The following is a 22899-nucleotide window of genomic DNA, read 5'->3' on the forward strand; positions in this document are numbered from 1 at the left end:
TTGCTCCCCTTTGATCAGGCCGAGCGGTGGGGTTGCTTGCCTAGGGGCAAACAGCACAACCGACGGTAAGCGTTGGTGAAACGGGTGGATGGGGGCTTTGGCACCCCCATCCCTTTAGGTCATTACTCTGCGGCTACAGATGGCGTGATCGGGGCTGGCACTGGGGCCAGGGTCTCACCATGCTTCGCCCGTTCAGCATTCTTGTGAACCATGGTGTAGGCGTAATCGACGCCCATGCCATAGGCACCAGAGTGCTCCTGAACCAGGCCGATGACCGCATCATAGGTGTCGCGGCGGGCCCAATCACGCTGCCACTCAAGCAGGACCTGCTGCCAGGTCATTGGCACGATGCCAGCCTGGGTCATCCGATCCATCGCGTAGTTATGGGCATCAACCGAGGTGCCGCCGGAAGCGTCCGCGACCATGTAAATCTCATACCCACCTTCAAGTGCCGCTGAGAGGGCAAAGGTGGTGTTGCACACCTCAGTCCATAGGCCAGAGACGATGACCTTCTTACGGCCATTCTCGGCCAGGGCATCGCGAACCTTCTGATCATCCCAGGAGTTCATGGAGGTACGCTCAAGCAATGGCGCATCGGGAAACACATCAAGCAGCTCAGGGAAGGTGTGGCCGGAGAAGCTATCGGTCTCAACCGTGGTGATGGTGGTTGGAACGTTGAAGATCTTCGCCGCCTTGGCCAGGCCTACCACATTGTTCTTTAGGGTCTGGCGGTCGATGGATTGCACGCCAAACGCCATCTGCGGCTGCTGATCGATAAAGATCAGCTGTGAATTCTCTGGGGTTAGTACTTCTAATTTCTTGCTCATTTGTTCCTCGCCTTCGCTGTGGGAACCAACTCTCAAACGGTGCGCCGGTGATCGGCTCTCATCTCAATATTTTGAAAACAAAGCTGAAATTCTGTTTTAGATGTTGGTGTTCGGGATCTCGTTACGCGGCGTCAAATGGGTGCACACCTATTCTTCGACAAATGAGGAGTTCTAACTTCTGAGGTAAGTTCAGCTTAACTGTCCCTCCAGCTACACTTTTGCCTTATGCCGTTTCGTCGCCTGCCACCCCTGTCATCTCTTCGCGCTTTTGAAGCGGCCGCCCGGTTGGGGTCGTTCAAAGAGGCCGCTGCCGAGCTATCGGTGACCCCGGCAGCGATTAGTCAGCAGATCAAAACGCTGGAGGAGGATCTGCAGGTAAATCTATTCAATCGCGGTGCCCGCGCCGTGTCCTTAACCCCAGATGGTGCAAAGCTTAGCCAGGGGTTGAGTCAGGCATTCTTTCAGATGCGGGACACGGTTGAGCAGTTGCTGCAGAGCCAGTCCCCAGAACTTGCCATCGCAACATCCCCGGCCATTGCCTCAAAATGGTTGAGCCGTCGCATTCATAAGTTCAGTGAGCAGTACCCCGAGCTAACACCGCAAATCATGGCCCATTATGATGTGGTGCCGTTGGGGGATGGCGGACCTAGTGTGGCGGTGCGCTGTGGCCGAGAGCCGGGTGAAGAACTCTATTTCCGAAAACTGTGCTCAGAGCTTGTGCTGCCCTTGGCCAGCCCAGGGCTAGTGCAGCAATTAGATCTGGAGAAGCCCGCCGACATCATGCGGGCACCGCTGATCCATGACCTCAGCCACTCCCATGTGGTGGCAACAATGCCGACCTGGGATGATTGGTTTGCAGAGGTGGGGTTGGACCCTCGAAATGCTGGGCATGGCACCCGGTTTGTCGGTGCCGCCGATCTTGCCCTAAATGCTGCAATCTCCGGCGCAGGGGTTTTGTTGGGTCGCTTGGGCTTAGCGATTGATGACATCCGGGCGGGGCTACTGGTCTGTCCGTTTGGGCCGGTCCTGGAAACCGGCAGTGACTATTACGTCGTTTGCCCGCGCGAATTTGCCGACCGGGAATGCCTGCAAACCTTCATGAATTGGCTGGAAGGCGAGAGTGCTGAAAACCTCCGCATCCGTGATGAGTTCTTGGCTGGCATTGTCGCCAGTTAGGCTGCCTTTAAAGGCAGCCCTGCCCACTAGGGACGGGTCGTTTGTGACGTACAAGAATTCGATGAGAACCGTTTTCAAGTAGTCTGGTAGAAAATACATAGTGCAGTGCAATAAATTCTATAAGCAAGAATTGAAAAATTACCAAATTTTGCTATTTGGCAAATAAATGCTGCATTGCAGCGACCTTTCTTCTGTAAAATATTTGTGTATTTGGTAGTCGTTTTGGCTGTGTTAATGCCAATCTATAAAAATATTTCACTCTAATTAATTCAATAAAATTAGATGCTTATAGGTTTCTTTGCACGTTTTTCCCAGTTTTTTCATACGCAGGCAAATGATCTAATCGCCGGTCAGTACTAGTAATTAAAAGGAGTAACTAAACTAATTCTGCGGCCGCCAAGACCGCAGGGAGGATCACATGGAATCAATTTCGGTCGGTCAATACGACCTTATCTACAACGCTTTCTCATTTACCTTTGCCACAATGGCGGCCGCGACCTTGTTCTTTTGGTTTGGCCGAAGCCAGGTTGCCCCGGCCTATAAGACGGCCATGACCATTACCGGTCTGGTGACCTTTATTGCGGCGTATCACTACCTTCGTATTTTCCAAAGCTGGGAAGCAGCTTTCGAGGTCAATAACGGCACCATTGAAGCGACGGGTTATGCGTTCAACGCGGCCTATCGGTATGTCGACTGGTTGCTGACCGTTCCGCTTCTGCTGATTGAGCTTATCCTCGTGATGAACCTCTCCCGCTCAGAGACGTTCTCAAAGGCAACCAAGCTTGGTGCAGCTGCAGCTCTCATGATTATCCTTGGTTATCCAGGTGAGGTTGCGGCCTCCGCTGGTGATCGCTGGCTCTGGGGTGGTCTGTCCATGATCCCATTCCTGTACATCGTGTTCTCACTGTTCACGGGTCTGCGGGATTCAATCGGTAGCCAGCCAGAAGATGTGCGCGGGCTTGTGAACTCCGCCCGTTGGATTTTGGTTCTGTCTTGGAGCTTCTATCCGGTTGTCTTCTTCGCCGGTGCAATCGGCCTTGATGGCGCGACCGCAACCACGGTTGTGGAAGTCGGCTACACCATTGCTGACATCGTTTCCAAGGCTGGCTTTGGTGTCCTGATCTACATGATTGCGGTTCGTAAGTCCGCGCATGATGGTGGCCACTAAGTAGCTCCGGCTGCCGCTGAGTAAGCTTGGATCTCGCTTGTTAAAGTGAGTTTGGTTGCGGCGGCGTTGATGATCAGCGCCGCCGTAGCTCGCTTAAATCCTACGGGTATCCGCCGGTGAAATTTATGCAATCAACATTATCAAATCGGGAGTTGGCCTCTTCGCACCCGGCGATGCTGCAGCAAATGCTGCGCGAGGTTGAAGCACTGATGTTGGATCTGGCAACCACTGCCTCCGCTGGATCCACCACAACCGCGGAAGCGGTCCGCGAACACTTTGCCGCCGGTGGCAAACGTATACGCGCCCTAATGGCCCTAGATGCCGGCCAGAAACTTCAGATTGATGAGCAAAGCGCAGTCGCCGTCGCGGCTTGCTGTGAGCTCTTACACAACGCGTCGCTCGTCCATGATGATATTCAGGATCAGGACTTAGAGCGCCGAAATCGTCCATCACTTTGGGCCACCCATGGCGCCGAGCATGCCTTGTGTGCTGGTGATCTTATGCTCTCGGCTGCTTATGCGGCGCTTGCCCATGTTGATGTGCAGGGTGGCCTCGGTCAGTTGCTACAACGCACCTATCAGGCGGTTGCCAGAACCATCAATGGTCAGACCGCCGACATTGAGCAGCGCGGCCAAAAGCTCGATGACTTCACCCTTTACGAGACGATCGCCTCAGAGAAGTCTGGCCCGCTGCTTGGCCTACCGATCGAGTTGAGCTTGGTGATTGCGGGTCAGCTGCAATCGGTTGAGGTCTTGAACCAAGCGGTTAGGTCTATCGCCATCGCCTATCAGCTGGTCGATGATCTCGGTGACATTGCCGAGGATGCGGAACAGGGCGCCATGAATGGCGTTTGGGTTCTGGCGGAAGGCCATGAGAACAACATTGGCATCGCAATCCAAGAAGCCGCGACCACGACGCGACAGCACCTAGATTTCGCCAGACGCCAAGCCGCGATGTTGCATGGCGATTGCGGTGCAGTACTGGCCAGCCTTGCTGACCGGTTAGAGGCAAAGCTTAAGGATCTTCTCGCCGATGCCCCGTGATCCGGAAATCATTGGGGAACCACCCCAATCCTCCATGCGTGGCGCGAAGAATGCCATAGTCATCGGTGGCGGTTTTGGCGGCATTGCCGCCGCTTTGCGTTTACGGGCCAAGGGCTATGAGGTCGATATCTTTGACCGTTGCCCACGGCTGGGTGGCCGCGCACAGGTGTTTGAGCGTGATGGTTTTCACCATGATGCCGGGCCCACGGTCGTTACCGCCCCCTTCCTGTTTGAGGAGCTATTTGCCCTCTATGACAAGCAGCTGAAGGACTATGTGACGCTGGTTGAGCCAGAGCAATGGTACCGCTTTTTCTTTCACGAGGATGGCACCCAGTTCGATTATGGCCCGACACAGGAAGCGACCGAAGCTGAGATCGCCCGTATCAACCCCGCTGATGTGGCGGGGTATCGCCGCTTTAACGAGCATGCGCGCCGCATCTATGACCTCGCTTTCACCAAGCTATCCGATGCACCGTTTCATGATCCCAAACTGATGGTGAAGTACCTGCCGTCGCTGCTCCGTTTGCGCAGCTACGAGACGGTTTGGCAGATGGTTTGCCGGTTTATGAAGGATGACCGCATCCGCCGGGCATTCTCAATTCAGCCACTTCTGCTGGGCGGGAACCCGTATCAGAAAACCAGCATCTATGGTCTGATCAATCACCTTGAGCGGGAGCATGGGGTTTGGTTTCCCATGGGCGGCACGGGGGCGCTGGTTGATGGCCTGACTAAGCTGATGGGTGAGGAGGGGATCAGCATCCATACCAGCACCACGGTCGATAAGATCGTGATTGAGAATGGTCGCGCGGCTGGAATCCGCCTTGAGGACGGGCAAATCCATCGTGCTGATTTGATCATCTCCAACACGGATCCGGTTCACCTCTATCGTCACATGTTGCCCGCCGATGCAGTTAATGCGACGGCCAAGCTGCGCTCGAAACACGCAAGGCTGTCGATGGGCCTTTACGTCCTATTCTTCGGCGCAAAACATCAATGGCCAGATGTGGCACACCACACGGTTTGGTTTGGCAAACGCCATCGCGGTCTACTGGACGATATTTTCAACCGTAAGCGTTTGGCCGATGATTTCTCTCTCTACCTGCATCGGCCGACTGCGACGGACCCAAGCTTTGCCCCCGATGGTTGTGACAGCTTCTACGTGCTCTGCCCGGTGCCAAATCAGCAGGGCCGAATTGATTGGTCGGTTGAGGAGCCAAAGCTGCGGCAGCGCATTGTGGATGCGCTGGATGGCAGCATCCTACCCGGGCTTAAAGGGTCCATCTGCTCGGAGTTTGCGATGACCCCAGACAGTTTCGCACAGGATTATCTGAGCGTTGACGGCGCTGGCTTCTCCATCGCACCCCAGTTCACCCAGTCAGCCTGGTTCCGGTTTCACAATCGGGCCGAGGCGATACCTGGGCTCTACCTGGTTGGTGCTGGCGCCCATCCCGGTGCGGGGCTACCGGGCGTGGTGTCCTCAGCGAAGGTGGTGGATCAATTGATCCCGGCAGCGACTGAGGCCTTGTGATGGAACAGAGGGCGCTTCAGCAATCGGCCGATGAGGCGCTGGCACGCCACGGCAAAAGCTTTGCCTGGGCCGCTCGGTTCTTACCGTCAAGCCAGGCCGAACAGGCGGCGCGCCTCTATGCCGTTTGCCGCACCATTGATGATATCGCCGATGATCAGCCGGCCAATCTGGCGAGGGTTGAGCTTGCTTGTCTTCGCGCTGCGCTGGCTGGTGAGGGGCATCACCCATTGGCCGCGCGAATTGTTGAACTGCAAGGCTCGGTCGGCCTGACCATGTCAGCGCTTCATCATCTGATCGATGGCGTCGAGCAGGATTTGACCCGGGTGAGGCTAAAGGATCAGGATGCGTTGGTCCGTTATGCCTACCGCGTCGCCGGCACGGTTGGTCTGATGATGTGCGATGTGCTCGACATTGATCACCCGGTCGCACGGCGTCATGCCATTGACCTTGGCATTGCGATGCAGCTGACCAATATCGGCCGCGATGTTTATGAGGATGCCGGGATGGACCGGCGCTATCTGCCAGCACGCTGGGTTCGACTGGAACCCGATGACCTGCTTGCCCCATCATCGGAACAGCAAACGCAGATTGAACAGGCCCTGAAACGCCTGCTGACGCTGGCCGAGCGGTACTATCAATCTGGCCAAGCTGGTCTCGACTATCTACCGGGACGCACCCGCCAGGGTATTGCAATTGCGGCGGCGGTCTATCGCGAGATTGGTCAAACAATAACCCGTCGGGGTTACCGATATGATCGCAAGCGGGTCGTCGTGCCGAAGTGGCGGAAAGCACTGGTATCGGCCAAAACCGTTATCACCCTCTCTAGCGATAAGGGATGGCCAGCCCCCCATGATGCAAACCTTCAGGCGGCGCTGACCGATATTGCCCATGCCAGCGGTTGATACCCATGCGGTTATCCTGGGCGGTGGCCTGTCCGGCCTGGCCCTTGGTAACGCCCTATGGGCCCGCAATATCCGTGCCATCATCGTTGAACCGCGGGAGCAGTATGCAGCTGACCGTACTTGGTCGTTTTGGCATCAAGGGCGGCCACCATTCGATGATGCCATTCAAGGGCAATGGCAATGTTGGTCAGTTGGTGTTGGTGAGCGGCAGATCATACGGCATGGCGATCGCTACCGCTACACCACCCTAGACTCCGCCAGGGTTTATCAAAACCTGACCACGCCCTTGCTCGACTTGCCTGGTGTGGTTGACCTCAAGCTGGGCCACACAGCCCATGGCATGCCCAGCTTTGACCCTGGGTCACAGACTTGGGTGACTGAGACGAGTGACGGCCAAATCCGCTCACAGGTCGTTTTCGATAGCCGCCCCGGCCGTTCAAATGCGCTGCCGTATGGCCAGCATTTCCTCGGCTGTGAGGTTCGCACTGATCGCCGATGCTTTGACCATGTAACAGTGCAGCTCATGCAGTTTCGTAAAACAGCTGAACCAGGCGCCATCGATTTCCTCTACCTCCTGCCATTTGCACCGGATCACGCACTGATCGAGGTAACGAGGTTTAGCGCCAGCCAACCGGATCAGGCCGAGATGGAACGTTGGCTGATTGATGAGTTGGCATTGATCACGGATGGCAGCATGGTCACCGAGTATCGGCGGGAACAGGGCTTCATACCAATGGTGGCTGGATACCGAACCGATGGCGCACGGGATCCCGGCTACTGCAAGATTGGCCTCTCAGGTGGTGGTGCGCGGGCCAGCACCGGCTACGCCTTCCTCCGTATTCTTGATCAGGCGCAACAACTGGCAACACAGGTCGCAGCTGGACAGCAGGCGCCGAGGGCCAAGCTAGATGGCTTCTTCACCAGCTGGATGGACCGTGTGTTCCTTGGGGTCCTGGAAGCCATGCCAGATCGCGCACCCGCCATGTTTAATGAGTTGTTTGAGCATGTGCCCCAAGACCGGCTTGAGCGGTTCTTAAGTGGGCCGCAGAGGATGACCGATCGCTATGCGGTGATGCGGGCGCTGCCAATGCAACCATTCCTGCAGCAAGCGCTGGGCCTAAGGTTGCAATCATGAGTTCGGAGAGCCAGCCAAGGGTTGGGCCCCTTATCCTTATCGCAAGCTGCGCGGCTGCGGTGATGGCGAGCGTCTTGCTGGGCAACGACCTAACCTGGCAGCTGTGGTTCATCGTGCCGATGATTGCCGTGCTGGGGCTGCCCCATGGATGCCTGGACCTTGAGATTGCCAAGGTTTTACGCCCGTTGCCATCAGTGCAATCTATAGTCGCCTTTCTGGGCCTTTACCTGCTGATTGCTGGCGCTGTGCTGCTTGCCTGGATGGCGGCGCCCGGACCGGCGCTGGTTGCGTTTCTGATCTATTCAGCGGTGCATTTTGGCGGTGACTGGCGTCAGCATTTGAAGCGCGGCCTGCATCTGCTCCCCGGCTTTGCCATCATCTCGGTTGCTGCACTTCTGCAGATCGAGCAGACGATCCAGATTCTTGCCTTCTTGGCCCCGCAAGATTGGGCCGTTAGCATCGCACTGGCCATGAAGTGGACGGCATGTGCGGTGGTGCCGGCCAGTATTGGCATCATGCTCGCAACTCGTGTTGAGCGGGTCGTTCTGGTTGAGTTCACCTGCCTTATGGCGCTGGGCTTATTGGCGCCGCCATTGGTGTTCTTCACCGTCTATTTCTGTATCGCGCATTCGCCCAAGCATATTGGCGACACACTTTCAGCGCTTAAAATGCCGTTCACCAACGGTATCCGTCGGGCCTTGCCCATTTGGCTGGTCACGATGATTGGGGCTGGGGGCGCGGTCGTGCTGTTGCCGGCCGCCTTATCCGTGGCCACCGTTCAGGTGATCTTTATCGGCCTCGCCGCGCTAACGGTGCCGCATATGCTGTTGGTTGAGAGCCTATGGCGCCGGGATCTAGCCAGCTGACTTTCACTGTCGGGCGCAGTGGTCAAAGCTGAGCTGCTCGGTGCTTTAAGGCGAATGGTGCCGGCTGAGGGACTTGAACCCCCGACCTTCGGTTTACAAAACCACTGCTCTACCAACTGAGCTAAGCCGGCCATGGCCACATATGGGCTGCGCGGGAAACTAACGCTACGCGCGCTTTGTGGCAACCGCTCTCAGCTGACTCATTTCTTAATTCAGTTCCGGTCAATTCAGGGCCCGTTAACCGAAATCGGGCATCACTTGTTTACCAAGATGAATGGCACGTCAGGTTGGCGATGGGGCGTTCATCACTTGTAAACCTTTGTCACCGGGTTGGTGTTGAACGCCGCTTGGTGATGCAGAACGCATTTTGACACGGATTGGTTCGGGGAAGCGAGAAACGTGGGTGTTAGCATTCCTTTAGCGCAAGCGGCGATGTCCGGGCAGATGGCCAGTGGGCGGCCATCTGGGAATGGTTTGTCGGTGGCGGCGGAGGTTCGGCCTCTAACCGCACCGGCAACCTTTCTGCCCAATATGGGATTGATCGCGACAGAGCGGGCCGAGATTTGGTCCCAGCTTTCCGCCCGGGACAAGGTTAGTGCCTTGATGGCCGGACGGGCCGCGGATGAGCAGTTGCAGCTCGGTGCCCCGGTCTATGGCCGCACGCCCAGTAACCTAACTGATCGCACAGGCTTTGCCGTGACGGCCTATTTGGGCCTGTTCGATGCGCCGCCAGCGGGCGCTAGCCGCGCACCGCAAGCTGACTTTCCAGAAGTGCCAAAGCTAACTCAGCCAGGCTTTGTCGACGTTGATCTGGCACCACCAGTTTCGACGGGCGATGACGCAATCGTCGCCTTTGAGATGACGCCGGATGGCGTGCTGGCGACGCCGATGCCCGCATCACAGGGTGCAACCGGTGGCGGTACATCAGGCTTTATGGAGATGAGTGGGCCGTACAGCGCCGTTGATCGCCGGTTCCCCGGCGATATCGTCGACTACTTTGCTTAGGCGCCCGGCTCATCAAGCCGTCGCCATTCATACAGGCTGGCCGCCACGGCGTTGGAGACATTAAGGCTGGCAATCGGTGGTTGGGTCGGCAGGCGGACCAATTTCTGGCATCGCTCAGAAACCAGCCGGCGAAGGCCACTACCCTCAGCGCCCATCACGAAGGCGATGCGTGGCTGCATCTCAACCTTAGCTAGGGTTGTCTCACCACGCTCATCCAGACCGACGCTTAGGAACTCATGCTCATCGAGCCAGGTGAGGGTGCGCGCGATATTGGTCACCTTCACATAGGGCACATGTTCCATCCCACCGGATGCGGTTTTGACCATGATTGCCGTCTCATCCGGCGCATGCCGATCCTGGCCAATAACGGCAACGGCACCAAAGGCCGCGGCACTGCGGATAATCGCGCCAATGTTATGTGGGTCCGTCACCTGGTCGAGGATGACCAGTGCCGCCCCCGCACCATCTGGCAGCTTGTCGATCAGTGATGGTAGGTCTGGTTGATCAAGGGGAGCCACATCGGCTGCGATACCGTTATGGCCAGGGGCGTCGGTGATCTTGGCGTTGAAATCCGGCGGGCTCATCAGGGTTGGGGTTGGGCGACCCATCTTAGCGGCCACGGCCGCATCTAGATGCGGCTGCAGCAGTTCCAAGCCCGACTGGGTGGTGTTGAGGCTATAGATCCGACGCTTGGGGTTCAGGAGGGCCTCAGCGATCGCATGCAGGCCGTGCAACCAATAACCCTTGGCTTGCAGCATCTGTCCACCGCCGCCGCTGCCACCACGGCCGCGTCGTTGATCCTGGCCACCACCTTTGCCGCCGCGCTGATGCTGCGGCTTGCCACCACCCTTACCATCCGGACGATGGGGGCGCCGCCGACGGCGGTTCTTGGATTTGGATTGGTCGTTCATATGGGGCTGATCAGGTTGGCGCGAAGGCGTTGTCTAGCGCTGTGCACTATCGCAGTTTGCCATTACGCGCCAAGTGGAAAGCGAAAGCGGAGATTCTTGGCGCTTAGCCGTTGACAGGTCGGGGGCAATCGCCTTACTTCCCTGCTCCTGGCCTTCCCAGACGATGGGACCCGGTTTGGAGGGGTGGCCGAGTGGTTAAAGGCAGCAGACTGTAAATCTGCCCGCATAGCGTACGTAGGTTCGAATCCTACCCCCTCCACCATCAGCCCTTAAGCGGCGACGACCCAGTCTTCCAGGACAATCAGTTTAGTCGAATACGGTGCCCAGGCAGCGATTGATCGCGGTCTTAATGGTGCCTGCCCGCGGTGGCTTGGCCAGGAACCCATTTACGGCCAATTCCTTGGCCCGCATCACGGTCATTTCCTCTGTGTTACCGGTTAGGAAGACAACCGGCGTTTCTGCGACATCACGATCTGCCACGCCGCGAAGCTTGGCGAGGAAGTCTAGGCCTGAGACCGGTTCCATATCGATATCGCAGAGAACCATATCCGGCCGTTGGCCAATCAGCTCCTCAAATGCTTCACCACCGTCATTGGCGGTGCGAATATGCCGGATACCAAGAAATCGCAGTGTCTCGGCGATCACATCGCAGAGGCCGTGGTCATCCTCCACGACCAATATCCGAATGAAATCCAGTGATGGGCCTCGGCGGTCCAACATTGCGCGCTCTCCCTTGTCGCTGCGTCGCTTAAGGGATTGTTTATTCTGGTACGTGGTTCGACTAGGGGCTCTCACAGGCTGTTGAGGGCGCGTGAGACATCACGACCGGTTTGTGATCGGCCGTGATCGCTTTGCGAGGTTAGTCGTCGGGATGTGGGGGAACAGGTCCCATCATAATGATGTCATAGCGCTCATTCAGCGCCATCATCTTGGCCTCGTCCTGGAAGTCTGATTCGGCCATCTGACCGAGTTCCGCCAAAAAACCATCGAAGCCTGAGGGCTGATAGATCATCAGCATCTTAGCTGGTTCACCATTGCCGGCCCGGCAGGCATGCGGCATGCCAGGTGGCACATGGATTGTGGTGCCGGGCACGGCCTTGATCCATCGTCCATCGGCATAGAAGTCCACCACCCCTTCGAGGAAATAGAACGTCTCAGCATGGTGGTCGTGGCGGTGGAGGCCGAGCTGGAAAGATGCCTTGAGGTTATCTTCCATTAGCGTGTAGGCGCCGTCGGTATCCTCTGCGGCAACCTTCACGAAGGTGTGGTCATTTTCCCGGTCGTAATCGACGCCCTCGCCCGGAGGCAAATGGCTGAACCGTCCACCCATGTCAGATGCATCCCGTAACGGTGAGGCTTTAGATCGCCAAGTAATCCTTACGAAGCTGCTCGTTATCGAGCACTTCTTTGGCGACACCATCGAAGACGACTTGACCGGTATCAAGGATGATTGCCCGATCAGCGAGGTGCAGGGCGGCAATGGCGTTCTGCTCAACGATGATTGTGGTCATGCCCAGGGTCTTAATCTTCTCAAGCGTCTTCTCGATCTCCTGAACGATCACAGGGGCGAGGCCCTCATAAGGTTCATCGAGCAGCAGCAGTTTCACATCCCGGGATAGGGCGCGGCCAATGGCGAGCATCTGTTGCTCACCACCGGAGAGGGTGGTGCCCTCCTGGGTGCGGCGTTCGCCAAGACGTGGGAACAGGTCATAGACACGCTCCAACGACCAGCCATGACCGGGGGCGATCTGTGCCAGCTTGAGGTTTTCTTCAACCGTTAGGCCCTGAATGATCCGGCGATCCTCTGGCACGAGGCCCAGGCCAGCCTGTGCCGCCTGATAGGATTTCATTTCATGTAGTGGCTTATGGTCGAGCCAGATTTCACCGTGGCGCAGCTCAGGGTTATCGACCCGAGCGATTGCGCGAAGGGTGGAGGTCTTGCCGGCACCGTTCCGGCCAAGCAGGGCAAGGATCTCACCCTCTCGGACCTCAAAACTAATGCCCTGGACGATGTAACTTTCGCCGTAATAGGCCTGCAGATCCCAGCAAGAGAAGAAGGCTGGCTGGCTACCACGCGCGGTTACAGGATCGACGCCTGGTGCCTTCGCGCTGGCGTAATCAAAACCGAGGGAACCTTCACCGACTTGCTTGGGCTTGCCCTCTGCTTCGGTAGCTTCTGCTTCTGGGGTTTGGCTGTCTGACGCGGTCATTGGTGAGCCCCTCCCAGATAGGCTTCTTGTACTTTCGGGTTGCCCTTAATGTTCTCGGGCAGGTCCTCAACAATCACGGTGCCTTGTGCCAGCACTGAGATTTTGTGGGCGAGTGAGAAGACCACATGCATGTCGTGCTCAATCACGACCATGGTCACGCCGGTGTCAGCGATGGTCTTCATCAACTCAATGGTGTCGTTGGTATCTGCCCGTGACATGCCAGCGGTTGGCTCATCAAGCAGCAGCAGTTTCGGGTTCTGGATTAGGCACATGGCCAGCTCTAGCCGCCGCTTATCACCACGGCTTAGCTCACCGGCACGAACCTCATGCTTATCGGCGAGGTTCACCTCCGCCAGCTTTTGCATGCCGAGGTCGCGAACCTCGATATCCTTTTCAAGTGCGCCCCAGGCATTCACCGTAAACGCACCATCACGGCTCGCTAGGGCTGGGATCATGACGTTCTCAATCAGGGTTAGGTCGCCAAAGATCTCAGGTGTCTGGAACACCCGGCTGACGCCCATCTGATTGATCTCATGCGGCTTACGGTTCATCAGGGATTGGCCATCAAACTGCACGGTCCCGGTATCGGGTTCGAGGCGACCAATCAGGCAGTTCAGCAGGGTCGACTTACCGGCACCGTTCGGGCCGATAATCGCGTGGACCTTGCCTTCCTCCACATTGATATTCACCGCGTCGAGCGCCTTTAGGCCGCCGAAGCGTTTGTTGACGTCTTTAATCTCTAGAATGCCCATACGCTGTCTCTTCTCACTCGGCCTATCGGGTGCCGATTACTCTGTTGGTGCTGGGGTAGCGGCCGCTGGTGGCTCGTCCGACTTCTTATTGTCGCGACGCTGCTTGAATAGGCGTGCAAGACGTTGTGCGCCTTCAACTAGGCCACCTGGCAGGAAGATCACCACCATCATGAACATGAGGCCCAGGGTCAGGTGCCAGCCCTTACCGATGAAGGGGTGGATGACGAAGACAAAGAAGTCTTGCGCCGCCTGCGGCATGAACGAGAACCAGTCATAGAGCATGTTGTCGTTGATCTTAGAGAAGATGTTCTCGAAGTACTTGATCATGCCCGCGCCAAAGACCGGGCCCAGCAAGGTGCCCGCACCGCCGAGGATGGTCATCAGGACAACCTCACCACTGGCGGTCCATTGCATCCGCTCAGCACCGGCAAGTGGGTCCATCGCCACCATCAGGCCGCCTGCCAGCCCGGCATACATGCCAGAGATGATGAAGGCCGCCAGGGTGTATGGCTTTGGGTTAATGCCCGTGTAGCGAAGTCGCTGTTGGTTGGTCTTCACCGCCTTCAGCATGATGCCAAAGGGGGAGCGGAAGATGCGGATTGAGATGTAGAAGGCGACCAACATCACAACGGCGCAGAGGTAGTAGCCGAAGTTAAAGTTGAACACCCATGGTCCCATCATGAGTTCAAACCCGGCCCGCATATCAATGCCGAACAGATTGGTTGGTGGGATCGAGCCATTCACCTGGCTGACGCCCAGGATACGTGGGTCATCCAGTGCTAGCTGCAGACCCGTCTCACCATTCGTGATTGGCGTCAGGACCGAGTAGGCGAGGGCAAACGACATCTGCGCAAAGGCAAGCGTCAGGATCGAGAAGTAGATCCCCGACCGGCGTAGTGAGACGAAGCCCACAATTGCGGCGAACGCACCAGCGAACAGGATCGAGACGAAGATCGCCGGGATCACATTCATGGTCAGCAGCTTAAGCGTCCAAACACCGGCATAGGAGCCGACACCCAGGAACGCTGCGTGACCAAAGCTGAGATAGCCGGTCAGGCCAAACAGGATGTTAAAGCCAATCGCAAAGATCCCGAAGATCATGAAGCGCTGCATCAAATCCGGATAACCGGCATTGAACTGCGCAAGTTCGGAATTCTCGGGGAACGGGTTCAACAGGAAGGGGGCGAACACCACCAACCCAATGACAAAGAGAAACAGGATCGTGTCCTGCCGGTTAAGGCCCAACATGGTCTTATTCCTCCATCACGCCCTTACGACCCATAAGGCCGCGGGGCAGCGTCAGTAGAATGATGATGGCTACGAGGTAGATGATGATCTGATTGATACCGGGAAGCAGGGCAATCACCTCCGGCATCGAAGCGAAGGACTCCAGAATACCGAGAAGGAACCCGGCGGCGACGGCACCGCTAAGCGACCCCATGCCGCCCACAACCACCACGACGAAGGACAGGACCAGGAAGTCCATCCCCATATGATAGTTTGGTGGGTTAATCGGCGTGTACATCACGCCCGCCAGGCCAGCCACGCAGGCGGCCAGCGCAAACATGATGGTAAAGCGCTTATCGATATTGATGCCTAACAGGCCTACCGTCTCACGGTCTGCCATACCGGCGCGCACCACCATGCCGAAGGTTGTGTATTGCAGGAAGGCAAAGACGCTGCCCAGGATCACAGCCGCGAAGGCAAAGTATATCAATCGCCAATAAGGATAGATGATACTGCCCGGGTCGAAGCCAAGGAACGCACCCACATCCAAGCTGCCCTGCATGTTGCCAGGGGCGGGGGTTGGGATCGGGTTGGCGCCATAGAAATACTTAATGATCTCTTGCAGCACGATGGCCAGGCCAAAGGTGACAAGGATCTGATCCGCATGGGGGCGGTGATAGAAGTGCTTGATCAGCCCGCGCTCCATCGCGAGGCCGATAAACGCCATAACCGGTATGGCGAATAGGATCGAGATCGGTACCGACCATTCAATGATCCCGGCGCCCATTTCAGGGCCAAACCAGTCATAGATATAGGGGGTGTCGACTTTGAGCGGGTTGCCGAGGAAGTCGGTGCGGGTCTCATCGATCGTCTGGTACGACGTCTTAAGCATCACATTCAGCGTAACCGCGCAGAACGCGCCAAGCATGAACAGCGCACCATGGGCGAAGTTAACAACGCCTAACGTGCCGAATACCAGTGTAAGTCCGAGGGCGATTAGCGCGTAGGCGCTACCCCTATCCAGGCCGTTTAATACCTGAAGTACTATCGCGTCCATGCCGCGGCGCTCTCCCTTTGATCCAGGTGACCGGTTTGCCGGCTCTACCCTTCTTTTCCGGCCATTATCGTTGGCCTTAACTAGCTTTTTGGGGGCGGTATCGGCCGCGATTCTAGAACCGCGGCCGATAGCCAAATCCCAATGGAAGCCCGGTTTTTAGGGCTTCCAGTTTCAGTGTTTATGCACCTGGGTTACAGGTACCCAGCTGACCACCAGCGAATTGTGGGTGGTTCGGGTCATAGGTGACTTGCGACACCGGGGTGACCTCGACGATCTCCAGAAGGTCAAACTCGGAGGAGGGGTTCTCCTTACCGCGCACGACCAGGACATCCTTGAAGCACTGGTGATCTTCAGCCCGGTATAGGGTTGGGCCGTTACCCATGCCGTCAAACTCAAAGCCTTCAAGGGCTTCAACAACGCCGCATGGGTTGAAGGTGCCAGCACGCTCAACCGCGTCAGCATACAGCATCGCCTGCACGTAGCAGGTGTGTGCCGCCTGGCTCGGTGGGAAGCCATATTTGGTACCGAAGGACTTGGTGAAGGCCTTGGAGCCCTCATCCTGCAGTGACCAGTGCCAGTTGGTAGAACCGAAGATGCCCTTCACGTTCGCGCCAGCACCCTTCGCCATCAGGCGGGAGTAGAGCGGAACGATGATCTCAAAGTTCTTACCATTCACCACACGGTCACGAAGACCGAACTGTACGGCGTTGGTGAGTGAGTTCACCATGTTGCCGCCATAGTGGTTGAGGACCAGAACGTCAGCATCGGACTGCAGAACAGGCGCGATGTAGGATGAAAAGTCGGTCTGTGCCAGTGGCGTCTTAACCGTTTCAACCGTGTTCCAACCCATGGCTTCGGTCGAGGTGCGAACCGCTTCCTCAGTCGTGTAGCCCCAGTTGTAATCAGCGGTCAGGTGATAGGCGTTACGGCCTTTGCCGTAGTTGGCTTCCAACACAGGAGCCAGTGCCGCACCGGACATGTAGCTGTTGAAGAAGTGACGGAAACCGTTCGCCTTCTTGTCTTTACCGGTCGTGTCATTCGAGTGGGTCAGGCCCGCCATGAAGATCACGCCGGCTTCCTGACAGAGAGCCTGCACAGCAACCGCAACACCGGAGGATGAACCACCGGTAATCATGATCGCGCCGTCTTTCTCAATCATGGAACGAGCGGACGCACGAGCGGCATCAGACTTGGTCTGCGTGTCACCGGTGACGTACTCGACCTTCTTACCCAGGATGCCGTTACCCTTCAGCGCCTTAGACGAGAAGGTGTTCATCATGCCGCCATCGCCTTCACCATTCAGGTGCTCAACGGCAAGCTCGTAAGCGCGAAGCTCATCCGCACCCTCATCAGCGTAAGGGCCGGATTGTGGAACGTTAAAGCCAAGGGTCACGGTGCTGCCCGTTGGCGCGTTGCGGTAACCGCTCTGCGCATGGGCCGTGCTTGGAATGATGTAGGGGGCGCCGACTGCGGCGACAGCCGCCGCACCTGCTCCAGTCTGGAGCGCACGACGTCTGGTAAAATCTCTCGTGTTACTCATTAATTCCTCCCGGTAAAAACCGCCTCTTGTTGCGCTGCACAATAAGTGCAGCAATTGGGCGACGGAAGGCAGAGTATATGACTTATCGATTGTATACAAACCGCTTGACGCAATTGCCTGTGATTAGCATTGGTTGTCGGGGTTACTTGTATAGTGATTACAAGTACTTCGGTTTGTATATTGGCGGCGATGGCCTGCTGCGGATAGATCAGGTTTCCTAGCTGAAAACAGCCGTTACGCCGATTTGGATTCTACCGCTTTGGGCTTCTTGCCAATCGGCAATTCATCGCGCAGTCGAATGGTATAATCGAGCAGCAGTGCCTGCCACAGATCGACCCACAGCCCATCGGTAATATGGTGATGGAAGGCAAGCAGCGGCATCGGGTTCTGTTCGAAAGAAAGGGCCTTCGGAATCTTCACGCTCGGATTATCGGGATCGATTGATTGATCGATTGGTGCCGATGGCTCTTCTTCGCCTTCTTCATCTGGATCGCTGATATCAACATGAAGCTGGGCGGCCGCCATCCATGAGTGTTCAGCACCAACTGCAACGGCCGCGCCTAGGTCACGCCAGGCCAGCTTTGCTTTCGCTGCTTCCAAGTCGCTCTCTTGTCGTTCGCCCGCCTTAAAATGCTGCAGCCAAGAGGCGGCGATCTTGTGGCCCCTGCCCGGCTTCTCCGACACGCGGATCCAGGCCCGCAGCAATGGGATTGAAAAACCAGATAGAACGATCGCCAGCGCGCCAATAACGCCAACGGCGATGGATAAGACGACGACGCTGGAAAGCATCATGATGCAAATGCCGAGCGATAATGTGGCCATCAGGTAGAAGCGGTCTTGATAGCGGCTAACCCCGGTCGCCTTGCTGGCACGCTTTGATTTCATGGCAAGGCCCGCCGTCCAGAGCAGCAGCAGGGGCCAGATCATCGTCATGAAGCTGACGATATAACCACTGGAGCCTGCCTCCGTCCTGCCGATCACAAATATGATCATCAGGGCTATCGCACCCAGCAGTCCGCCCATTAGCGGGTGTGGAACAGAAATGCGGGTATTGCCCAGGCGCTTCTTGTTGGCGCGCTCAATCAGTCGGCGCGCCTCGCCCAGCAGGTCAGAGTTCCGCCATTCAATCGTCAGCTCTGTCGCCTCATTCGGGAACAGTTTTGACATTAGGGCGCGGTCAAGTTTGCTGAGCTTGCTAGCATCCTCAATCGGCTGGCGTTGAAGGATGAAGTCTTCGCTGCGCGGGTTCCAGGTGATCTTCAGCAGGCCGCGCATGGACATATCGATCAACATGCTGAGCAGTGGTCGCGCCAACCGGTCACGGTTCACGAGCAGGGCTAAAAGATGACTTGGTGCTTGCCGTGCCTCTGGGGCCAGCTCGCTCGGCTTACGCACGGGGTCGGCCCAAACTTTTTCAGCCTGTGGCGGCAGGTCAATCATCTGACCCCAAGGCAGATACAGGTAGTCGCGGAATGGCGACCCACCGAGCTTTGTGCGGGCGAGGCCAATAAGGCCGACGAAGATAACAATGGTGAGTAGGAGGGCGAGCATGGCGCTAGATGGTTCTTTGGAGCATTGGTTATTCGATGGCGTAGCGTTTTGCCAAGGCCTTGAAGTCAGGCTCAAACCGTTGGCCGGATCGGATCACCGCCACATGCGGCGTCTCTGTCGCAATTCTCTCCTCTTCCTCATCAGAGGAGGTGAGGAGCGCAACCGGCAAGCGGCAGGTGGCCGACATGGCATGTAGGCCCTTAAGCAGATCACGGCCCGATAGTGGTTCCATTACCGCCGATGCGATCAGCAGATCGGGCTTACTGCGCAGAACGATGCCAATCGCCTCAACCGGGTCATGGCAGAAGGTTGGGCTGACACCAAAATCCGCTAAGTGGCTGCTGACCAATCGGCTCATAATCCGTGAGGGCGTCACGACGATGATCGACTTCTTTCGCTGGCCACTCTCATCAACCTCGCGGCTGCCTGGTGCGGGAAGGATCTGCAGCAAGGCGTTGATCTGCTCCGCGGTGGCGTGGCTGCCATCGGTAATCTGGCCCATCACGTTCATGTATTGGCTAAACGCGTGCAGCGTTTCTTCGCCAACGCTGCCATCTAACGCGTCGATAAAGTTCTCAAACCGGTGGGCCAGCATGCTGACCGCTGGGAAGCCAAATGACGACGCGATGCCTTTTAGGCAATGCACCTCACGCCGGATCGCCCAGAGGGTTTGGGGATCATCCATGCGTCCCGTATCGGCGGAACGTTGTTCGGTGGCTAGTTGATCAATAAGGCGGCCAAGAAGCTCCAAACGGTCATCTGACTCATCACGGAAATCCGCAATCAGATGGGCGTGGAGGGCATCTTCAAGGGCGTCCTTCATCGTCTCAGTACCCGCTATGCAGCTGGGTCTGCTCAATCAGAAGGCTCATCGCCTCACCGAAATCGGCGAGCGGAATACCAATCCGCCGTTTCATGAAGGATTTGCTGAGAGGCGCGTCGCGGAAGGTTAGAACGCCGGCGGGGCGTTCGGCGGACAGCATCTGCTCAACCAAATGCTCAGCAGCGCCGCGGCGAAGCAGGCATGGGCCGATAACGCAGACATCGGACACGCGCAATTCAAACTCCCCAATGCGCAGTACGGCATCGGACCAGCTTGGCGTCGGCGTGGAGTCTAGCAACAGGTTAAAATCGTAGATCTCGCTGACCAAGTTCTGGCCGCGACCCGGATTGGGGGCGGCTGGCACAGCCTCAATCACCAAATCAAAGATGAAGGTTGGTTTGGTATGGCCAGTTGCCTGCTCGCGTTCATGCAGTCGAAGTTCGCAAGCGTCGCGGACCGGCTGCACAAAGGTGCGGCGGTAGCAGGTGACTTGCCAGTCACCGACCCGCTTTAGTGAAACCACATTGTCCTGCATGCCCATGGTTGGTGGTGGGCGCCAGGTCGGGCGGTCACCGGATGCATTGGCCTGTTGTAACTGCAGGACGAAGGCCAGCAGCATAGCGGCAAAGCCAATGGCGAATTTTGTCCACGATCTCATGGGCTTACATAACTGCTTGTGGATGGCTTGTCGGATTTGGCCGGTCAAGGCCTTGTCGCAACCCTCTCATTTCGCAATTATGCAGGTGTTGAGGGCAGGGCGCCAAGCGTGTTCGGCAAACTGCCTGTGCAAATCCGGCGTCTGGCGGTCTTGAAGCCACAATCGTGGCCATCCGTTCGACTAGCCTAATCAAGAATAAAGCACCAACAAGCGGGATTAGAAATGGCGAGACACATGATGGGTAAGGCTAACCCTGATCAGCAATCCACCGGGAATTTTGAGATTAAGACCGTCCGGGTCTCGATCTATGGCCGTGTGCAAGGTGTGGGCTACCGCGCCTGGACGGAGCAGCGGGCGCGTCAGCTGGGCATTGATGGATGGGTCCGTAATCGCCTCGATGGGTCAGTCGAGGCGGTGTTTTCCGCCGAACCCAGCAAGGTCCAGCGGATGATGGATGACTGCGCCAATGGCCCACGCGTGGCCCAGGTTGATCGCTTGATTGAGCAGGCGGAACCAGAGCAGGTTACCGGCTTCCGCATCCTGCCGACCTGTTAAACTCAGGCGGCTACAACAACAGTTTCAGCACGGCCAAATCTGAGAGCGGTGCTGTCCACCGTTGGCAGAAGGCTGGGCATCAACAGCACACAATGATCATAGGGTGTGCGGATTTCCCGCTCGCCGTCATGGGCGATTAGGGTGCCGGCCTCGGCCACTTCCATCAGGCCTTCGAACTCAGCCGCAAATCGGAAAGCCTCACTCTCCGGTCGCACGGTATGGGTCACCTCAATCTCAACCGGGGCCGCAGTTGCATCCGGCCTTGGCGCATCCAGCATATGAAGCGCTGATAGAAACCGCAGACAGGCCTGCTCTGCATTGTTCGCGCTGTCTGGCGATTGGTGCCCTCCACATTCTACCAGAACAGCGCTGGCATAGTGATCGCCGCCACTGAAATGCCTGTAGTCGGTGAGCCGTGGTCCGCCCTCATGCCCTGGGTCTTTCAGCAGCCAGTGCGGCCAGCCCATGGCGCGCGCCAAGTCGCGGTGTCGTGGTTCCGCACCGATCAGGGCTAGGGGCGGCGCCTGTCGCGGCATGGTGTGTAGGTCGAGCAGGAAGTCGCAGTCCTCGATCACGGGCAATAGGGCCTGTGCCCGCGATGTTTCCCAACTGTTGGCGGGGCGCTGGGCCAGGTCATCGGTCCAAAGCCGATTCATATCTTCTTGTAAGAACCGACCCGCCAATGGCTGCGCCGGGTCGTACAATTCATAGGCGCGGTGATTGGCAAAGCAGGCCGTCAGCTTGCCGGCCACTGGCGTACTAATAGTGCTGAGTACGCGGTCTAGGCCAATGGCGCCCGCCACCTCGTTCCCATGGATCAGGGCCATAATCACCGCATGGGGACCGGCGCGCCCGCTATCCAGAGTGACCGCGTAATCAACGCCATGAGTTGCGGCGGCGTAGCGGGTAAGGTCAGGCAGCATCATGTCGGTTTGCTAGCCCTTCGGGCAGGGTGTCACGCAGCGCCACATCCATATCTGCCAGGGTAACCGGCAGCCCCAGATCAACAAGGGAGGTCACACCGTGCTCGCGAATACCGCAGGGGACAATGCCGTCAAAGTGGGACAGGTCGGGATCCACATTGATTGAGATGCCATGCATGGTGACCCAACGGCGGACCCTTACGCCAATCGCAGCGATCTTGTCTTCCTGGCCCTGGCGCCCGCCATATCGGCTGCGATCAACCCAGATACCCACCCGGCCTTCACGCCGCTCGCCGACAACTTGGAAGGTGGCGAGGGCGTCGATGATCCACTGCTCTAGCTCATGGATGTACCAACGGATGTCCTGGCGGCGCAGTTTTAGGTCCAGCATTAGATAGGCAACACGTTGCCCTGGGCCGTGATAGGTGAATTGACCACCTCGACCGGCTTTATGAACCGGAAACTGGGCGGTCAGCATGTCCTCTTCTTTTGCGCTGGTGCCAGCGGTGTAGAGCGGCGGGTGCTCAAGCAGCCAGATCAGATCATTGGCCTCGCCATTGGCAATTTGGGCCGCGCGCTCCTCCATTTGTTGGAGCGCGTCGGCGTAATCGACCGGTTCTTTGGAAATTTTCCAATCGATTGTCGTATCAGCTGCGGCCAGCATATCAGGGGTCGCCATGGCGTTAATCCTTGTCCTACGCCTGACATAAGCTTGTTACCTGGTCCTGCCAAGGTTGTTTGGTGTGCAAGGCAGGTAGGCGTTTGCTTGACCCCTCTAACGGCATTTGTTAGCTACTCGGCTCCTACCAACGAGCCGATGCCCGCATCGCCTCGTCAAGCGTAGCGATTGTGCGGTCGTGGCGGAATTGGTAGACGCGCAGCGTTGAGGTCGCTGTGGGCATTGCGCCCGTGGAAGTTCAAGTCTTCTCGACCGCACCATCTCTCTTCTTTCCTTGCTGGTTTAAGCCTTTCTGCACGGCAGTTTTGCCGGAATAGCGGTAGTCCAGGCCTTTCTTTTTGCTTGGAAAACAGGCACAAGCTC

General features: G+C 57.2%; 23 protein-coding genes and 3 tRNA genes. 11 read left to right on the forward strand and 15 right to left on the reverse strand.

Annotation, left to right across the window (positions count from 1 at the left end):
* Positions 1-122: 122 nt before the first annotated feature.
* Positions 123-827, reverse strand: a complete 705-nt coding sequence (locus KI792_02725; GenBank protein ID MBV6631930.1) for a hydrolase — start codon at positions 825-827, stop codon at positions 123-125.
* A gap of 225 nt (positions 828-1052) precedes the next feature.
* Between KI792_02725 and KI792_02730 the strand changes: the two genes are divergently transcribed.
* The 7 genes from KI792_02730 to KI792_02760 all read left to right on the forward strand — a co-directional run bounded on the left by KI792_02730 (position 1053) and on the right by KI792_02760 (position 8645).
* Entirely contained in the window at positions 1053-2003 is a 951-nt protein-coding gene (locus KI792_02730; GenBank protein ID MBV6631931.1) for a LysR family transcriptional regulator, read from the forward strand.
* Positions 2004-2421: 418 nt separating this feature from the next.
* Positions 2422-3171, forward strand: a complete 750-nt coding sequence (locus tag KI792_02735) for a bacteriorhodopsin (protein MBV6631932.1) — start codon at positions 2422-2424, stop codon at positions 3169-3171.
* Positions 3172-3344: 173 nt separating this feature from the next.
* Positions 3345-4214: a polyprenyl synthetase family protein gene (locus tag KI792_02740; GenBank protein ID MBV6631933.1), complete on the forward strand. Its 870-nt coding sequence runs from the start codon at positions 3345-3347 to the stop codon at positions 4212-4214.
* Positions 4215-4248: 34 nt separating this feature from the next.
* Entirely contained in the window at positions 4249-5742 is a 1494-nt protein-coding gene (crtI, locus tag KI792_02745) for a phytoene desaturase (GenBank protein MBV6631934.1), read from the forward strand.
* Positions 5742-6644: a phytoene/squalene synthase family protein gene (locus KI792_02750; protein ID MBV6631935.1), complete on the forward strand. Its 903-nt coding sequence runs from the start codon at positions 5742-5744 to the stop codon at positions 6642-6644. Before crtI ends, KI792_02750 begins: the two co-directional genes overlap by 1 nt.
* Entirely contained in the window at positions 6631-7779 is a 1149-nt protein-coding gene (locus KI792_02755; GenBank protein ID MBV6631936.1) for a lycopene cyclase, read from the forward strand. The genes KI792_02750 and KI792_02755 overlap by 14 nt, the downstream gene beginning before the upstream one ends.
* The gene (locus KI792_02760) at positions 7776-8645 is read left to right on the forward strand and encodes a Brp/Blh family beta-carotene 15,15'-dioxygenase (protein ID MBV6631937.1); all 870 of its coding nucleotides are present in this window, start codon (positions 7776-7778) and stop codon (positions 8643-8645) included. Before KI792_02755 ends, KI792_02760 begins: the two co-directional genes overlap by 4 nt.
* A gap of 55 nt (positions 8646-8700) precedes the next feature.
* On the opposite strand, the gene KI792_02765 is transcribed toward KI792_02760, so the two are convergent.
* Positions 8701-8776 (reverse strand) — tRNA-Thr (locus KI792_02765).
* A 301-nt stretch (positions 8777-9077) separates the two neighbouring features.
* Between KI792_02765 and KI792_02770 the strand changes: the two genes are divergently transcribed.
* A complete protein-coding gene (locus tag KI792_02770) occupies positions 9078-9650 on the forward strand; it encodes a hypothetical protein (GenBank protein MBV6631938.1) in 573 nt (190 codons plus the stop codon).
* Here KI792_02770 and rlmB read toward each other — a convergent pair.
* Entirely contained in the window at positions 9647-10561 is a 915-nt protein-coding gene (rlmB, locus tag KI792_02775) for a 23S rRNA (guanosine(2251)-2'-O)-methyltransferase RlmB (protein ID MBV6631939.1), read from the reverse strand. The two genes, KI792_02770 and rlmB, sit on opposite strands and share 4 nt — an antisense overlap.
* Positions 10562-10738: 177 nt before the next feature.
* On the opposite strand from rlmB, the gene KI792_02780 reads away from it, so the two are divergent.
* Positions 10739-10823: transfer RNA gene (locus KI792_02780), tRNA-Tyr, on the forward strand.
* 44 nt (positions 10824-10867) lie between these two features.
* Here the strand turns inward: KI792_02780 and KI792_02785 are convergent.
* The 10 genes from KI792_02785 to KI792_02830 all read right to left on the reverse strand — a co-directional run bounded on the left by KI792_02785 (position 10868) and on the right by KI792_02830 (position 20379).
* The gene (locus KI792_02785) at positions 10868-11281 is read right to left on the reverse strand and encodes a response regulator (GenBank protein ID MBV6631940.1); all 414 of its coding nucleotides are present in this window, start codon (positions 11279-11281) and stop codon (positions 10868-10870) included.
* Between the two features lie 139 nt (positions 11282-11420).
* Positions 11421-11891 (reverse strand): cupin domain-containing protein, encoded by a 471-nt coding sequence (locus tag KI792_02790; protein MBV6631941.1) that lies wholly within the window; start codon positions 11889-11891, stop codon positions 11421-11423.
* Positions 11892-11919: 28 nt separating this feature from the next.
* Positions 11920-12771, reverse strand: coding sequence for an ABC transporter ATP-binding protein (locus KI792_02795; protein MBV6631942.1), 852 nt, complete (start codon positions 12769-12771; stop codon positions 11920-11922).
* Positions 12768-13523, reverse strand: a complete 756-nt coding sequence (locus KI792_02800) for an ABC transporter ATP-binding protein (protein ID MBV6631943.1) — start codon at positions 13521-13523, stop codon at positions 12768-12770. Before KI792_02800 ends, KI792_02795 begins: the two co-directional genes overlap by 4 nt.
* 36 nt (positions 13524-13559) lie before the next feature.
* Positions 13560-14771, reverse strand: coding sequence for a branched-chain amino acid ABC transporter permease (locus tag KI792_02805; GenBank protein ID MBV6631944.1), 1212 nt, complete (start codon positions 14769-14771; stop codon positions 13560-13562).
* A gap of 4 nt (positions 14772-14775) precedes the next feature.
* Positions 14776-15807 carry a branched-chain amino acid ABC transporter permease gene (locus KI792_02810; GenBank protein MBV6631945.1) on the reverse strand — a complete coding sequence of 344 codons (1032 nt, stop codon included), beginning with the start codon at positions 15805-15807 and terminating at the stop codon, positions 14776-14778.
* 178 nt (positions 15808-15985) lie between these two features.
* Positions 15986-17347 carry a substrate-binding protein gene (locus tag KI792_02815; GenBank protein ID MBV6631946.1) on the reverse strand — a complete coding sequence of 454 codons (1362 nt, stop codon included), beginning with the start codon at positions 17345-17347 and terminating at the stop codon, positions 15986-15988.
* A 234-nt stretch (positions 17348-17581) separates the two neighbouring features.
* Positions 17582-18898 carry a hypothetical protein gene (locus KI792_02820; GenBank protein ID MBV6631947.1) on the reverse strand — a complete coding sequence of 439 codons (1317 nt, stop codon included), beginning with the start codon at positions 18896-18898 and terminating at the stop codon, positions 17582-17584.
* Positions 18899-18926: 28 nt separating this feature from the next.
* Positions 18927-19721, reverse strand: coding sequence for an Hpt domain-containing protein (locus KI792_02825; GenBank protein ID MBV6631948.1), 795 nt, complete (start codon positions 19719-19721; stop codon positions 18927-18929).
* A 4-nt stretch (positions 19722-19725) separates the two neighbouring features.
* Entirely contained in the window at positions 19726-20379 is a 654-nt protein-coding gene (locus KI792_02830; GenBank protein ID MBV6631949.1) for a hypothetical protein, read from the reverse strand.
* A 237-nt stretch (positions 20380-20616) separates the two neighbouring features.
* On the opposite strand from KI792_02830, the gene KI792_02835 reads away from it, so the two are divergent.
* A complete protein-coding gene (locus KI792_02835) occupies positions 20617-20934 on the forward strand; it encodes an acylphosphatase (GenBank protein MBV6631950.1) in 318 nt (105 codons plus the stop codon).
* A gap of 2 nt (positions 20935-20936) precedes the next feature.
* On the opposite strand, the gene KI792_02840 is transcribed toward KI792_02835, so the two are convergent.
* Both KI792_02840 and lipB read right to left on the reverse strand, forming a co-directional pair.
* On the reverse strand, positions 20937-21860 hold the full coding sequence (locus KI792_02840) for a succinylglutamate desuccinylase/aspartoacylase family protein (protein ID MBV6631951.1): 924 nt from the start codon (positions 21858-21860) through the stop codon (positions 20937-20939).
* The gene (lipB, locus tag KI792_02845) at positions 21847-22536 is read right to left on the reverse strand and encodes a lipoyl(octanoyl) transferase LipB (protein ID MBV6631952.1); all 690 of its coding nucleotides are present in this window, start codon (positions 22534-22536) and stop codon (positions 21847-21849) included. The genes KI792_02840 and lipB overlap by 14 nt, the downstream gene beginning before the upstream one ends.
* A 172-nt stretch (positions 22537-22708) precedes the next feature.
* Here lipB and KI792_02850 point away from each other — a divergent pair.
* A tRNA-Leu gene (locus KI792_02850) sits at positions 22709-22796 on the forward strand.
* Positions 22797-22899 lie beyond the last annotated feature (103 nt).

This window comes from Alphaproteobacteria bacterium SS10 (genome assembly GCA_019192455.1).
GTDB lineage: Bacteria > Pseudomonadota > Alphaproteobacteria > TMED2 > TMED2 > TMED2.

What these genes read in the sequence shown, in the direction of transcription:
- KI792_02725 (MBV6631930.1), bottom strand. Translation starts at nt 827, where the DNA reads ATGAGCAAGAAATTAGAAGTACTAACCCCAGAGAATTCACAGCTGATC.
- KI792_02730 (MBV6631931.1), top strand. Translation starts at nt 1,053, where the DNA reads ATGCCGTTTCGTCGCCTGCCACCCCTGTCATCTCTTCGCGCTTTTGAA.
- KI792_02735 (MBV6631932.1), top strand. Translation starts at nt 2,422, where the DNA reads ATGGAATCAATTTCGGTCGGTCAATACGACCTTATCTACAACGCTTTC.
- KI792_02740 (MBV6631933.1), top strand. Translation starts at nt 3,345, where the DNA reads ATGCTGCAGCAAATGCTGCGCGAGGTTGAAGCACTGATGTTGGATCTG.
- crtI (MBV6631934.1), top strand. Translation starts at nt 4,249, where the DNA reads ATGCGTGGCGCGAAGAATGCCATAGTCATCGGTGGCGGTTTTGGCGGC.
- KI792_02750 (MBV6631935.1), top strand. Translation starts at nt 5,742, where the DNA reads ATGGAACAGAGGGCGCTTCAGCAATCGGCCGATGAGGCGCTGGCACGC.
- KI792_02755 (MBV6631936.1), top strand. Translation starts at nt 6,631, where the DNA reads ATGCCAGCGGTTGATACCCATGCGGTTATCCTGGGCGGTGGCCTGTCC.
- KI792_02760 (MBV6631937.1), top strand. Translation starts at nt 7,776, where the DNA reads ATGAGTTCGGAGAGCCAGCCAAGGGTTGGGCCCCTTATCCTTATCGCA.
- KI792_02770 (MBV6631938.1), top strand. Translation starts at nt 9,078, where the DNA reads ATGTCCGGGCAGATGGCCAGTGGGCGGCCATCTGGGAATGGTTTGTCG.
- rlmB (MBV6631939.1), bottom strand. Translation starts at nt 10,561, where the DNA reads ATGAACGACCAATCCAAATCCAAGAACCGCCGTCGGCGGCGCCCCCAT.
- KI792_02785 (MBV6631940.1), bottom strand. Translation starts at nt 11,281, where the DNA reads ATGTTGGACCGCCGAGGCCCATCACTGGATTTCATTCGGATATTGGTC.
- KI792_02790 (MBV6631941.1), bottom strand. Translation starts at nt 11,891, where the DNA reads ATGGGTGGACGGTTCAGCCATTTGCCTCCGGGCGAGGGCGTCGATTAC.
- KI792_02795 (MBV6631942.1), bottom strand. Translation starts at nt 12,771, where the DNA reads ATGACCGCGTCAGACAGCCAAACCCCAGAAGCAGAAGCTACCGAAGCA.
- KI792_02800 (MBV6631943.1), bottom strand. Translation starts at nt 13,523, where the DNA reads ATGGGCATTCTAGAGATTAAAGACGTCAACAAACGCTTCGGCGGCCTA.
- KI792_02805 (MBV6631944.1), bottom strand. Translation starts at nt 14,771, where the DNA reads ATGTTGGGCCTTAACCGGCAGGACACGATCCTGTTTCTCTTTGTCATT.
- KI792_02810 (MBV6631945.1), bottom strand. Translation starts at nt 15,807, where the DNA reads ATGGACGCGATAGTACTTCAGGTATTAAACGGCCTGGATAGGGGTAGC.
- KI792_02815 (MBV6631946.1), bottom strand. Translation starts at nt 17,347, where the DNA reads ATGAGTAACACGAGAGATTTTACCAGACGTCGTGCGCTCCAGACTGGA.
- KI792_02820 (MBV6631947.1), bottom strand. Translation starts at nt 18,898, where the DNA reads ATGCTCGCCCTCCTACTCACCATTGTTATCTTCGTCGGCCTTATTGGC.
- KI792_02825 (MBV6631948.1), bottom strand. Translation starts at nt 19,721, where the DNA reads ATGAAGGACGCCCTTGAAGATGCCCTCCACGCCCATCTGATTGCGGAT.
- KI792_02830 (MBV6631949.1), bottom strand. Translation starts at nt 20,379, where the DNA reads ATGAGATCGTGGACAAAATTCGCCATTGGCTTTGCCGCTATGCTGCTG.
- KI792_02835 (MBV6631950.1), top strand. Translation starts at nt 20,617, where the DNA reads ATGGGTAAGGCTAACCCTGATCAGCAATCCACCGGGAATTTTGAGATT.
- KI792_02840 (MBV6631951.1), bottom strand. Translation starts at nt 21,860, where the DNA reads ATGATGCTGCCTGACCTTACCCGCTACGCCGCCGCAACTCATGGCGTT.
- lipB (MBV6631952.1), bottom strand. Translation starts at nt 22,536, where the DNA reads ATGGCGACCCCTGATATGCTGGCCGCAGCTGATACGACAATCGATTGG.